Source organism: Streptomyces sp. R302 (assembly GCF_012927245.1).
Classification (GTDB): Bacteria; Actinomycetota; Actinomycetes; order Streptomycetales; family Streptomycetaceae; genus Streptomyces.
In genome coordinates, this window is sequence record NZ_JABBGE010000002.1 from 344,799 (window position 1) to 357,314 (window position 12,516).

At 74.4% G+C, this 12,516-nt stretch carries 12 protein-coding genes; 6 read left to right on the forward strand and 6 right to left on the reverse strand.

What is annotated here, in order from left to right; genetic code table 11:
- The first annotated feature begins 124 nt into the window (after positions 1 to 124).
- The 4 genes from HHL19_RS07375 to HHL19_RS07390 all read left to right on the forward strand — a co-directional run bounded on the left by HHL19_RS07375 (position 125) and on the right by HHL19_RS07390 (position 3,590).
- The gene (locus tag HHL19_RS07375) at positions 125 to 1,060 is read left to right on the forward strand and encodes a diiron oxygenase (protein WP_169086835.1); all 936 of its coding nucleotides are present in this window, start codon (positions 125 to 127) and stop codon (positions 1,058 to 1,060) included.
- 100 nt (positions 1,061 to 1,160) lie between these two features.
- Entirely contained in the window at positions 1,161 to 1,883 is a 723-nt protein-coding gene (locus HHL19_RS07380) for a TetR/AcrR family transcriptional regulator (protein WP_169086837.1), read from the forward strand.
- 37 nt (positions 1,884 to 1,920) lie between these two features.
- On the forward strand, positions 1,921 to 2,190 hold the full coding sequence (locus HHL19_RS07385) for a hypothetical protein (protein ID WP_169086839.1): 270 nt from the start codon (positions 1,921 to 1,923) through the stop codon (positions 2,188 to 2,190).
- Between the two features lie 89 nt (positions 2,191 to 2,279).
- Positions 2,280 to 3,590, forward strand: a complete 1,311-nt coding sequence (locus HHL19_RS07390; protein WP_169086841.1) for a C40 family peptidase — start codon at positions 2,280 to 2,282, stop codon at positions 3,588 to 3,590.
- Here the strand turns inward: HHL19_RS07390 and HHL19_RS07395 are convergent.
- The 5 genes from HHL19_RS07395 to HHL19_RS07415 are packed head-to-tail and all read right to left on the reverse strand — an operon-like array spanning position 3,560 to position 9,355.
- The gene (locus HHL19_RS07395) at positions 3,560 to 4,798 is read right to left on the reverse strand and encodes a styrene monooxygenase/indole monooxygenase family protein (RefSeq protein ID WP_169086843.1); all 1,239 of its coding nucleotides are present in this window, start codon (positions 4,796 to 4,798) and stop codon (positions 3,560 to 3,562) included. The genes HHL19_RS07390 and HHL19_RS07395 overlap by 31 nt on opposite strands.
- Before the next feature lie 40 nt (positions 4,799 to 4,838).
- The gene (locus HHL19_RS07400; protein ID WP_169086845.1) at positions 4,839 to 5,561 is read right to left on the reverse strand and encodes an ATP/GTP-binding protein; all 723 of its coding nucleotides are present in this window, start codon (positions 5,559 to 5,561) and stop codon (positions 4,839 to 4,841) included.
- Positions 5,542 to 5,958: a DUF742 domain-containing protein gene (locus HHL19_RS07405; RefSeq protein WP_169086847.1), complete on the reverse strand. Its 417-nt coding sequence runs from the start codon at positions 5,956 to 5,958 to the stop codon at positions 5,542 to 5,544. The genes HHL19_RS07400 and HHL19_RS07405 overlap by 20 nt, the downstream gene beginning before the upstream one ends.
- The gene (locus HHL19_RS07410; protein ID WP_169086849.1) at positions 5,955 to 6,476 is read right to left on the reverse strand and encodes a roadblock/LC7 domain-containing protein; all 522 of its coding nucleotides are present in this window, start codon (positions 6,474 to 6,476) and stop codon (positions 5,955 to 5,957) included. Before HHL19_RS07410 ends, HHL19_RS07405 begins: the two co-directional genes overlap by 4 nt.
- A complete protein-coding gene (locus HHL19_RS07415; RefSeq protein WP_240981468.1) occupies positions 6,473 to 9,355 on the reverse strand; it encodes a nitrate- and nitrite sensing domain-containing protein in 2,883 nt (960 codons plus the stop codon). The genes HHL19_RS07410 and HHL19_RS07415 overlap by 4 nt, the downstream gene beginning before the upstream one ends.
- Before the next feature lie 397 nt (positions 9,356 to 9,752).
- Here HHL19_RS07415 and HHL19_RS07420 point away from each other — a divergent pair, with 397 nt between their 5' ends.
- A complete protein-coding gene (locus tag HHL19_RS07420) occupies positions 9,753 to 10,526 on the forward strand; it encodes a protein phosphatase 2C domain-containing protein (RefSeq protein WP_169086853.1) in 774 nt (257 codons plus the stop codon).
- A 12-nt stretch (positions 10,527 to 10,538) separates the two neighbouring features.
- Here HHL19_RS07420 and HHL19_RS07425 read toward each other — a convergent pair whose 3' ends face one another.
- Positions 10,539 to 10,976: a MarR family transcriptional regulator gene (locus HHL19_RS07425; protein ID WP_346768526.1), complete on the reverse strand. Its 438-nt coding sequence runs from the start codon at positions 10,974 to 10,976 to the stop codon at positions 10,539 to 10,541.
- Positions 10,977 to 11,539: 563 nt separating this feature from the next.
- Here HHL19_RS07425 and HHL19_RS07430 point away from each other — a divergent pair.
- Positions 11,540 to 12,373, forward strand: coding sequence for a lysozyme (locus HHL19_RS07430; RefSeq protein ID WP_169086857.1), 834 nt, complete (start codon positions 11,540 to 11,542; stop codon positions 12,371 to 12,373).
- The last annotated feature ends 143 nt before the right edge of the window (positions 12,374 to 12,516 follow it).

Here is a 12,516-nt window from a genome sequence, read left to right on the forward strand (position 1 = left end):
CACACGTTGCTGTACGAAGCGTCAACAAGTCGCGCGCAGGGGATTGACGGGCTTGCCGGCGGGCGGTCTGATGACAAGTGACCGACGGTAACCCCGAGTTCGAGGCCAGCGAGGTGTACCCGCCATGAGCCCCTTCACCGAGCCCGACTTCAGCCGGCTGCGGGACGCGCTCGGGCCGCTCCGCGACCGCGAGCGGCTCGCCGAAAGGCTCCTGGAGGCCTCCCGCAAGCACTCGTACGACCCCGACACGGAGCTCGACTGGGACGCGCCCTTCGAACCCGGCCACTGGCACTGGCCGCCGGAGCTGGTCTCCCTCTACGGCACCCCGCTGTGGCGCCGGATGTCCGAGGAGCAGCGGATCGACCTCTCCCGGCACGAGGCCGCGTCGCTCGCCTCGCTCGGGATCTGGTTCGAGGTCATCCTGATGCAGCTGCTCGTCCGGCACGTCTACGACAAGCCGCTGACCAGCCATCACGTGGGGTACGCGCTCACCGAGATCGCGGACGAGTGCCGGCACTCGATGATGTTCGCCCGGCTGATCAGGAAGAGCGGGACCGGCGAGTACCCGGTGCCGCGGGTCTACCACAACCTCGCCCGCGTCCTGAAGACCGTCTCCACCACCCCCGGCTCCTTCGCCGCGACCCTCCTCGGCGAGGAGATCCTGGACTGGATGCAGCGGCTGACCTTCCCGGACGAGCGGGTCCAGCCGCTGGTGCGCGGGGTGACCCGGATCCACGTGGTGGAGGAGGCCCGGCACGTCCGGTACGCCCGCGAGGAGCTGCGCCGCCAGATGGTGACGGCACCGCGCTGGGAGCGGGAGTTCACCCGGCTGAGCTGCGGCGAGGCCGCGCGCGTCTTCTCCACCTGCTTCGTCAACCCCGCCGTGTACGAAGCGGTGGGCCTCGACCGCCGGCAGGCGGTCGCCGAGGTCCGGGCGAGCGGCCACCGCCGCGAGGTCATGCAGTCCGGCGCCAAACGCCTCACGGACTTCCTCGACGACATCGGCGCCCTGCGCGGCCCCGGCCGCCGCCTCTGGCGCTCGTCGGGGCTTCTGGCCTGAACACGCACGACGCAGGGGAGGGGCGGAGCCCCGGACGGAAGGCCAGGGGCTGCGCGAGAAGGGGATCCGGAGGTGGAGGCGGCGGGGTTACGCTGCCCGCATGACGAGCGCTGCCTCTCCCGCGTATCGCCGGCTCAGTGTCGAGGAGCGGCGTGGCCAGTTGCTGGAGGCCGCGCTGGGGCTGTTCGCGCACCGGGCGCCCGAGGACGTGTCGCTCGACGACGTCGCCGAGGCGGCGGGGGTGTCGCGGCCGCTGGTCTACCGCTACTTCCCGGGCGGCAAGCAGCAGCTGTACGAGGCCGCGCTCCGTTCTTCCGCCGACGCGCTCGACCGGTGCTTCGCCGAGCCCGAGGACGGGGCGCCCACCGAGCGGCTCGGCCGGGTCCTCGACCGGTACCTCGCCTTCGTGGACGGTCACGACGCCGGTTTCAGCGCGCTGCTGCGCGGCGGCAGCGTCGTCGAGACCTCCAACACCACGTCGATCGTGGACGAGGTGCGGCGGGCCGCCGCCGGGCAGATCTTCCTGCACCTGGGCGCGGAGCGGCCGGGCGCGCGGCTCGCGATGCTGGTCCGCACCTGGATCGCGGCGGTCGAGGCGGCCTCGCTCATCTGGCTCGACGACGGCAAGACGCCGGCCGCCGACGAGCTGCGCGACTGGCTGGTCGACCAGCTGGTCGCCCTGCTCGTGACCGGTTCCGCGCGCGACCCGGAGACCGCCGGGGTCGTCCGGCGGCTGCTCGCCCAGGAGCGGGCCGACGGGCCCGTCGCCGACCTGGCCCGGCGGCTCGTGCCGCTCGTCGGCGAGGCCGCGCACCTGCTGTGACCTCCCGTGCCGGGCGCGGCCGGGGGAGACTGGTGGGGTGAGAAGCGAGAACATCCCCTTCCGCGGCGGCCCCCTCGACGGGCGGGTGCTGCCCATCCTGCTGGGCGCGACCGGACACCCGCCGAAGTGGTACGAGGTGCCGGTCCCGGCCCACGACGGCCGCCCGCCCGTGCTCTACACGTACCGCCGCGAACCCGCCGGCCACACCCGGCGGCTCGGGCTCCAGCGCGGCTGGGTCTACGAGTACGCCCCCGAGGGCCGTGAGCGGCGCGAGCTGAAGTGGCCGTGGTCGAAGCCGAACGGGTGATGCCGGGCGCCGCGCCCCGATCCGTACGGTAATCGGATGAACCGACACGCCATGATGCCTCCGGAGCCCGCTCTGGAGGTGGTGGTGACGTGTCGCGAAGGCTGCTGCGCACGGTCTGTACGGGAGCCCTGGCCGCCCTGGCCACCTTGACCGGGCCGGCCGCGGCCGCACCTGAGCCACCAGGGCCTCCCGCTCCCCTCGCGCCCCTCGCCCTCGCGGACCCCGCCGCGGAACCCGTCGGACCGGTGGACCCCGACAGCGTGGCGGATGCCGAGGCCCAGGCGGCGGAGCCCGAGGTGCCGGCGGCCGACGACGCCGCCGCGCTGCCGCCCGCCGGCGGGGGCTCCGTCGCCACGCTGCTCACCCGGCTCCGCACCCTCTACCAGGAGGCCGAGGAGGCCACGGAGCGGTTCAACGCGGCCGAGGAGGCGCTGAAGGTCCAGCAGGCCGACACCCGGCGGCTCGCCGCCGACCTGGAGACCGCCCGCACCGCCCTCGCGCGCGGGCGGGCCGAGGCGGGGCGGCTCGCCCGGGAGCAGTACCAGGGCCGGAGCTCGTACGCCTCACCGCTGCGGCTGCTCTTCGCCCCCGACCCCCGGTCCGCGCTCGACGCGCGCCACCTCCTCGACCGGACCGCCCGCGACCGGGCCTCCGCCCTCCCCCGGCTGCGCGCCGCCGAGCGCCGGGCCGCCGGGCTCGCCGGCGCCTCGCGGACCGCGCTCGACCGGCAGCGGAGCCTCGCCGCACGGCAGCGGACCCGCCGGGACGAGGTACGGAAGAAGCTCGCCGAGGTCGAGGCGCTGCTCGCCGCGCTCACCCCCGAGCAGCTGGCGCGCCTCACCGAGCTGGAGCGGGAGCAGACGGCCGGCGCCCAGCGCGAACTCCTCGACTCCGGGGTCCTCGGCCCCACCCGCACCCCGTCCCCGGCGGGCGCGGAGGCGCTGCGCTTCGCGGTCGGGCAGCTCGGGAAGCCGTACGAGTGGGGGGCCGAGGGGCCGGAGTCGTACGACTGCTCGGGGCTCACCCAGCGGGCGTGGGCGGCGGCCGGCCGGGAGATCCCGCGCACCAGCCAGGAGCAGTGGGCGGAGCTGCCCCGGGTCGGCCTCGGCGAGCTGCGGCCCGGGGACCTGGTGGTGTACTTCCCCGGCGCCACCCATGTGGCCCTCTACCTGGGCGAGGGCCTGGTCGTGCAGGCCCCGCGCCCCGGCGCCCGTGTGAAGGTCTCCCTCGTCGCCGCGAACCCGCTGCTCGGGGCCGTACGGCCGGACCCGGGCGGCACGCCCCTGGAGTCGTACACCCCGCCCGTCCTCCCGGACGGTGCTCGGGAGGGTTCGGACGAGGGGTACGACGGCCGGGGGGTGCCCCCGGATCAGGCGCCGGAGGCCACCGAGGCCAGGTAGGCGGAGGCCTTCTCCGGGTCGAAGAAGAAGTTCTCGAAGTCGGCCGGGTCGTTGAATCCGTTGGCGAAGCGGTCGGCGATCGGCTGGAGCTCGCCGGCCGCGCCGATCAGGTTCAGGACGTGCTCCGGCGGCGGCGCCAGCATCGCGTTGGTCCACTTGGTGACGGGCTCGGCGGTCCGCCAGTAGCGGTCGAAGGCGGAACGCATCCACGCCTCGTCGAAGGGCCGGTCGCCGTGCTCGACGATGGCGGCGAGGTACGCCGCGGCGCACTTGGCGGCGGAGTTGGAGCCCTGCCCGGTGATCGGGTCGTTGGCGACGACGACGTCCGCGACGCCGAGGACCAGGCCGCCGCCCGGCAGGTGGCCGACGGGGTTGCGGACGGTGGGGGCGTAACGGCCCGCCAGCGTGCCGCAGGCGTCGGTGAGTTCGACCCTGGTGGCGCGCGCGTACTCCCAGGGGGTGTACTTCTCCATCAGCTCCAGCGTGAGCGCCAGGTGCTCGGAGGGGTCCTTGACGCCCCGGAAGGCGTCGACGGGACCGCCGGGGATCCCCTCCCAGAAGAGGATGTCGGCGCGGCCGCCGGTGGTGAGCGTCGGCATCACGAACAGCTCGCCGACCCCGGGCACGAGGTTGCAGCGGACCGCGTCGAAGTCAGGGTGCTCGGGGCGCGGGCCGAGGCCGTTGACGTACGCGACGGCGAGGGCGCGCTGCGGCTCGGTGTGCGGGGAGCGCTCGGCGTCCCGGCCGAACATGGAGACCAGCTCGCCCTTGCCGGCGGCGACGAGCACCAGGTCGTAGCGGCGGGCGAAGAAGTCGAGGTCGCCGACGGCCACACCGTGGATGACGAGCTGTCCGCCGCGCTGGGCGAAGGTCTCCATCCAGCCGGCCATCTTCACGCGCTGGTCGACGGACTGGGCGAAGCCGTCGAGCTTCCCGACCCAGTCGATGACGCGGGCCGACTCCGGCCCCGAGACGGAGACGCCGAGGCCCTGGATCCGCGGGGCCTGGGACTCCCAGAAGTTCAGGCCGAGGTCGCGCTCGTGCTGGAGCGCGGTGTCGAACATGCACTGCGTGGACATGACGCGGCCGGAGCGGATCTCGTCCGCCGTCCGGTTCGACATCAGGGTGACCTCGTATCCCTGGGACTGGAGGCCGAGGGCGAGCTGGAGACCGGACTGTCCGGCGCCGACTATGAGTATCTTCCGCATGGGTGGTGCTCCTGGCGAGAACGGGGAGGGAGGGGGACGGCTACTCGGGCGTCGTGGAGAGCGCGTGCTCGACCATGGCGAGGAGCGTCTCGACGACGCTGTAGCGCTTGCGCGCGTCCATGATCACCACGGGGACCTCGGCGGTGATCGTCAGGGCCTCCCTGACGTCCTCCGGCTCGAACCGCTCGGTGCCCTCGAAGTGGTTGACGGCGACGACGTACGGCAGGCCGCAGCTCTCGAAGTAGTCGAGCGCGGGGAAGCAGTCGGTGAGCCGGCGGGTGTCGGCGAGCACGATCGCGCCGATCGCGCCGCGCACCAGGTCGTCCCACATGAACCAGAAGCGCTGCTGCCCCGGCGTGCCGAAGACGTACAGGACCAGGTCGTTGTCGAGGGTGATCCGGCCGAAGTCCATCGCCACGGTGGTGGTGAGCTTGTCCGGGGTGGCGGTGAGGTCGTCGGTCTCCTCACTGGCCCGGGTCATCAGCGCCTCGGTCTGGAGCGGGGTGATCTCCGAGACCGCGCGGACGAAGGTGGTCTTGCCGACGCCGAAGCCGCCCGCGACGACGATCTTCGTGGCGATCGGGGCGCGGGAGTGGTCGAGCTGCCAGTCCTGCGCGCCGTCCTCGGGATCGGGTCCCCCGGCGGGATCCGGTTCTCCGGCGGGATCCGGTTCCCCGGCGGGCCCGGGCTGGACGGGGATCGCGGCGGCGGGGGTGTCGACGGCGGTGTCGACGGCGGTGGCGTCAGAGACGGCGGAGTCCACTCAGCACCCTTTCGAGGAGCGCGCGGTCGGGCTGGCCGGTGTCGTGACCGGTCCCGTACACGCGGATCTTTCCCTGGTCGGCCAGGTCGCTGAGGAGCACCCGGACGACACCCAACGGCATCTTGAGGAGGGCCGAGATCTCCGCCACCGTCCGCATCCGGCGGCATATCTCGACGATGGCGCGCATCTCGGGCATGAGCCCGCGCGCGCCGGGGCCGCCGTCGGTGAGGACCTTGCGGGCGAGCGGCGCCTCCAGGGCGGCCACGAAGGTCTCGACGAGCAGCACGTGTCCGAAGCGGGTGCGGCCGCCGGTCAGCGAGTACGGGCGCACGCGCGCGGGGCGCCGTCCTTCGCCGCGTACCGGCAGCCGGTGGCCCGCGGCGGTCAGCGAGGTCACCGGGGGCTCTCCATCGACTTGCGCAGCTCGCTGCGGACCTCGGGGGTGAGGACGTGTCCGGCCCGGCCCACGAAGAGCGCCATGTGGTACGCGACGACGCTCATGTCGCAGTCGGGTTCGGCGTGCACGCCGAGCAGCGAGCCGTCGCTGATCGACATGACGAAGACGCTGCCCTCCTCCATGGCGACCATGGTCTGCTTCACCCCGCCGCCGTCCATCAGGCGCGCGGCGCCGACGGTGAGGCTGCCGATGCCGGAGACGATGGTGGCCAGGTCGGCGCTGGAGCCGCGCGGGCCCCGGGCGCGGGCGTGCCCGTCACCGGCGGCGCCGGGCCGCTCCTCGGGGTCGGAGGAGAGCAGCAGGAGCCCGTCGGAGGAGACGACGGCGACCGAGCGGACGCCCGGCACCTCCTCCACGAGGTTGCCCAGCAGCCATTGCAGGTTGCGGGCCTCCGTGCTCAATCCGTAGGCGCCGGCCGGCGCGGTCGTGCTCGTGGTGCTCGTTCCCGTGGCGGTCAACTGCGTGCCTCCTCGACTGTGTCCCCCGTCATCTCCTCTGTACGCGTGGTGCTCCCGGCGGCTATCTCCGCCTCGACGTCCCGGCGTCCGGCCACGGCGCCCCGGTGGAAGCCGCCGAGCCGGCGGCGGAGCGCCTCGGCGTCGACCGAGCCCTGTCGGGGCGCGGAGGGCGCGGCGGGCGCCCTGACCACCTGGGGGGTCCGCTTGGGCAGGCCCTTGTCGGTCACCCGCTCCCACTGCGCGGGGCGCGGCCCCGGCACCTGTGCCTCGTCGACCGGTCCCGCCTGCTCCGGCACGGCCGCGACCGACGCCTCGGCGGCCCGCTCGTGACGGTCCGGCTCGGGCGGCGGGTCGGGGAGCCGCACCTGGAGGGTCGTCTCGGAGACGGACTCGAAGGACTCGACGGGCTCGACGGACTCGGCGGGCGCGGCGGGCGCGGCGGGCGCGGCGGGCTGGATGGGCTCGAAGGACTCGAACGGCTCCGGGGCGGGCGCTGCGGCCTCGTACACCGGCTCGGGTTCGGGCTCCGTCGCCACCGGTTCGGTCTGCGCCTCGCGGAAGGCGCGTTCCGCCGCTTCCACGAGCGGGTCGCGGGTGCGGGACGGGAGGGCGTTGGAGTTGGCCTCGGCCTCGGAGCCGGGGAGGTGGAGGACCGGTACGGGGCCGGTGGCGGCGATCCGCACCGGCTCGGCGACGGCGGCCGGCGGCGCGGTCGGCAGCAGCGGCAGCGGCAGCACCACGACGGCGGCCGTGCCGCCCGGCTTCTGCTCGCGCAGCTCGACGCCGACGCCGTGGCGGGCGGCGAGCAGGGAGACGACCCGCATGCCGAGGCCCTCGCCCTCGAAGGCCTCCGGGTCGGCGGCGGCGAGCCGGGCGTTGAGGTCGGCGCGCCGGTGCTCGGGGATCCCTATGCCGGAGTCCTGGACGGAGAGCATGACCTCGCCGGTCTCCAGGAGCCAGCCGGAGAGCTGGACCTCGGCGTCCGGCGGGGAGAACGAGGTGGCGTTCTCCAGGAGTTCGGCGACGAGGTGGCTGAGGTCGTCGGCGGCGAAGCCGGCGAGCTGGGCGTGCGGCGGCAGCGACTGGATGGTGACCCGCTCGTACCGCTCGATCTCGCTGACGGCGGCGCGCAGCACGTCGACGAGCGGGACCGGCCCCGCGTGGCCGTGGACGTGCTCGTGGCCGGCGAGGACCAGCAGGTTCTCGCTGTGGCGGCGCATGACGGTCGCCATGTGGTCGAGCTTGAAGAGGGTGGCGAGGCGGTCCGGGTCCTGCTCGCGCTCCTCCAGCTTCTCGATGACGGCGAGCTGGCGGTCGACGAGGCCGAGGCTGCGCAGCGAGAGGTTGACGAAGGTGTGGTGGACGGTGTCCCGGAGCCGTTCGAGGTCGGCGGTGAGGACGGCGATCCGGCCCTGGAGCTCGGCGCGCTGGGCGGCGAGTCCGGCCTCGGCGGCCTCCTGCGCGGCGACCAGGCCGGCCCGCTCGCCGGTGAGCCGGCCGGTGTGCGCGGAGAGGGCGGCGAGCCGGCCGTGGAGGGTGTTGAGGGAGCGGACGGCCTGCGCGAACTCGTCGTTGCGGCCGGTGAAGCGGACGGCTTCCTCGGTGGCCGGATCGGACGCGGCGGCGAGCCGGGCGGCGCCGCGGCGGAGCACGGAGAGCGGCCGGGTGAGGCTGCGGGCGACGTAGGTGGAGACGCCGACGGCGAGCAGCAGGCAGCCGCCGAGGAGGGCGAGGCGCAGTTCGAGCGCGGTGACGTCGTCGTCGCGCAGGGCGGTGAGCCGCTCGACCCGCTTGGCGGCGAGGGAGGACTCGACGCCGCGCATCTGCTCGATGCGGGCGGAGAGCGCGGCGTCCAGGGCGGACGGCGAGGTGCGGGTCTCGGCCTCGGTGAGGGCGGGCTGGTCGGTGAGCCGGCCGAGGGCCAGCTCGGCGGTCTTGACCTCGGGCCCCGTGACGGTCGCGGCGAGGGAGTCGCGGGCGGCGGGCCCGGCGGAGCGGTCGAAGTCGCCCAGGGCGGCGAGTTCGCGGACCCGGGCCTGCTGGGCGGCGGCGCTGAGCAGGTCGCGGGCGTGCTCGGCCTCCTCCTTGCCCTCGGGCTCCTCGGCGACGTAGGTGCCGGTGGTGGCGTCGTAGCGGAGCTCGCCGGTTGCCTCGGGCTGCGGGGTGACGAGCGCGGCGAGCAGCAGGCCCCGGGTGGAGGAGGCCTGTTCGACGGCGCGGCCGAGGTCTGCGGGGGCCCGGGTGGTGCCGGTGACGCCGGGGTCGGCGGCGCGCGGCGGGGTGCGCTCGGCGAGCTGGTCGGCGAGCGCCTGGAGGGAGGCGATGACGTCGCTGTACGCCTTGTGGGCCTCCAGGGGCGTGCCCTTGCCGGTGACGGCGGCGCGGCGGACGGAGGCGACGTCGGCGAGCTCGCGGCGCAGCGCGTCGGAGGCGGCGGGGCGGATCTCGTCGATCTGCCGGTCGACGCGGGCCGACTTGGCCGCGGTGAGGGCCCGCCGGTTCTTCTTGGGTCCGGTCTGCTCCTCGCGGCCCGCGGCGACGAAGGCGACGACCTCGTCGCGCTCGTCGGCGAGGGAGTGCGCGAGGGTGACGGCCTGCCGGTCGAGCTCGGCGAGGGTGACCAGGCGCCGGGACTCGTCGAGCCCGTCGTAGGCGGTGAGGACGGCGGGGGCGCCGGCGCCGAGGACGATGACGCCGACGAGGGCGACACCGGCGACGAGGCGGTTGCGGACGCGCTTGTCGCGGCCGCCGGGGGTCTGCGCGGGGGCGGGCGCTCCTGTGGTGAGGGTGCTTCCCGAGTTCGGCGGGGTGCCGGGGGTGGTCGGCGGGGTGCCGGGGTTCGGCGGCTCACCGGGGGTCTGGCTCCGCGCGCCGTTCATGCTCCGAGGCCGCTTCTTCTGCACCGGTGCTCGCATTCTTGACTCGTCCGCCCACACAGCAGAGGTGACGGCCGGTCACGAGGTTCCGCCCCCCACCCCTGGTACGGCTTCCGACCATTCCAGCGCTTCTCGGCAGGGGACGGGCATCGGCCGCTCCGCCACCCGAACGAGTGAACAACACTCCGGAGTTGGCGAACAACTTCCGGCGGGCGCCGCCGGCGGGCGCCGGCGGCCCCCGGCTGGATCTTCGGGGCGGGCTTTGGCAGGATGCCCGCCCGCAGCTCGCCGGAGCTCGCGATTCCGCCTCCTCCGGCACTCATGGCCGGTTGGTACAGGCCATTTTCGGCCCTTTGCAGGTGTTGTGAAGACGTCGCGCGAGCCGGGCACACTGGACATCATGCGCAGCGAGGTCGCCACCCTTCCCGGCAGTCCCGAACGGCCCAACGAGGACTGGGCCGCCGCAGCTCTGCCCGCCTCGGGCGGCGGCGGGACGCTCGTCCTCCTGGACGGCGTGACACCCCCCGCGGGCGAGGTGGGCTGTGTGCACACGGTGCCGTGGTTCACCGCGCGCCTCGGTGGGACTTTGACCGAACTGTCCGCTTCCCGCGCCGATCTGACGCTGTCCGAGATCCTGGCGCTGGCAATCCGGCGCACCGCGGAGCTCCACGCGGACACCTGTGACCTTTCTCACGTGCGTACGCCTCAGGCGACCGTGGTGCTCGCGCGGTGGGACGCGACCGCGGTCGAACACCTGGTGCTCTCCGACTCGGTGCTGCTGCTCCGGGCGCCGGACGGTGCGGTCCGGGCGGTGCGGGACGACCGGCTGGACCGGATCCCGCGGGAGGCGCTGCGCTCGCACGAGGCGGCGGACCGGCTGCGCAACCGCGAGGGCGGCTTCTTCACGGCGGCGGCGGACCCTTCGGTGGCGGATCGGGCGGTGACCGGTACGACCCCGCTCGCGGAGGTGCGGGCGCTCGCGGCGCTCACGGACGGGGCGAGCCGCTGGGTGGAGCGGTTCGGCGCGGGCGACTGGGCGGAGTGCGCGGGCGTCCTCGCGAAGGAGGGCCCGGCGGGGCTGCTCCAGCGGGTCCGGGCGCTGGAGTCGGCGGACGCCGGCCGGCGCCCCGGGAAGCTCCACGACGACGCGACGGCGGTGTACGTGGAGTTCTGAGGCCCGGCGGGCTCAGCCCTCGGAGCGCTGGTTGAAGTGGTGGAGCAGCCGGGCCAGTTCGGCGACCTCGGCGCGGTCCCAGTCGGCGAGCTTGCGGACGTACCGCTCGCGGCGGGCGTCCCTGACGTGCCGGAAGCGGTCGCGGCCCTCGTCGGTGAGCCGCACCAGGGAGGCGCGCCCGTCGGCGGGGTCGGGGTCGCGGGCGACCAGGCCGAGCTGTTCGAGGGCGCGCAGCTGGCGGCTCAGGGTGGCCTTGCCGACGCCGAAGTAGGCGGAGAGCTCGGTGGCCCGCTGCGGCCCGGCGTCGTCGAGCCGTACGAACAGCCCGTACGCGGACGACTCCAGCTCCGGGTGCACCTCCCGCGCCATCTCCCCCGACTGCGCCCGCGCCCGCCGCAGGAACACCGCGAGCTCCCGCTCGAGCGCGAGGAACTCCCGCTCGGCGGCCACGGGCGCCGAGCCTGACACGGGCGCAGGGCCCTCGGTGAGGCCCGAGCCAGAAGCCAACTCTTCCTCAGGAGCCGCCTCTTCCTCGGGTGCTGCCCCGGCCTCAGGCGCCGCCTCTCCCTCAGGTGCTGCCCCGGCCTCAGGCGCCGCCCCGGCCTCGGGGGTCGCCCCTTCCTCAGGCGCCGCCTCTCCCTCAGGTGCTGCCCCGGCCTCGGGAGCCGCCCCGGCCTCAGGCGCCGCCCCGGCCTCGGGAGCCGCCCCTTCCCCAGGCGCCTCCCCCGCCTCGGGGCCCCCTCCGGGCCGGGTCCCGCCGGCGCCCGGACCCAGCGGGATGTCGTCTTCGCCGGTCGTGCCGCCTGCGCGCACCCCGCACCTCCCACGCGTGTTTCGTCGGCTGAAAGTTTCCCGCCGCCGCGGGCATCGCCGCAGCTCCTTCAGTATTTCGCAGGAGTAGACCAACGGCGGAACCCGGGCCCTCTTCCACCGCCCCGGTCTACGTGCGTAGAGTCGCCGACGAGCACGTGACTGACATGTCCACACCACTTCCACCCCCTGGGAGTCACGCCATGCGTGTGCGCAGATCCGTCCCCCTCTCCCTGCTCGCCGGCCTCGCGGCCACCGCCCTCGTCCTGCCCCTCGCCGGCCCGGCGGGCGCCGCCGACCCCGGCGCCCGGGCCGCCACCCCCGCGCGCGGCACCGCCCACATGGGCATGGGCGTCCTCAAGCACGACGGCCGCGGCGCGGCCCCCTCCGGCGGCGTCTCCGCCCTCGCCACCTGGACGGAGGGCGTCGACGTCTCCAGCCACCAGGGCAACGTCGCCTGGACGACCCTCTGGAACAGCGGCGTCAAGTGGGCCTACGTCAAGGCGACGGAGGGCACCTACTACAAGAACACGTACTTCACCCAGCAGTACAACGGCTCGTACAACGTCGGCATGATCCGGGGCACGTACCACTTCGCCACCCCGGACACGACGACCGGCACCGCCCAGGCCGACTACTTCGTCAACAACGGCGGCGGCTGGTCCAAGGACGGCAAGACCCTGCCCGGCGTCCTCGACATCGAGTGGAACCCGTACGGCGCCACCTGCTACGGCAAGAGCCAGTCCGGGATGGTCGCCTGGATCCGCGACTTCCTCAACCGGTACAAGGCCCGCACCGGCCGCGACGCCGTCATCTACACGGCGACCAGCTGGTGGAAGCAGTGCACCGGCAACTACTCCGGCTTCGCCTCGACCAACCCGCTGTGGATCGCGCGGTACTCCTCCACGGTCGGCGAACTCCCGGCCGGCTGGCCGTACTACACGATGTGGCAGTACACCTCGTCCGGCCCGACGGTCGGCGACCACAACCACTTCAACGGCGACCTCTCCCGCGTCCGGGCGCTCGCCAACGGCTGACGTCCGCGCGGAGACGGCGGTCCCAAGGGTGCGGCGGCACCCCCGGGGCCGCCGTCTCCCGTAGTCGGGGCTTTTTCGGCACACCCCCTTTTTCGGCACACCCCCTTGCCGATTGGTATGGACCAATGCGAGTCTCTACCCGG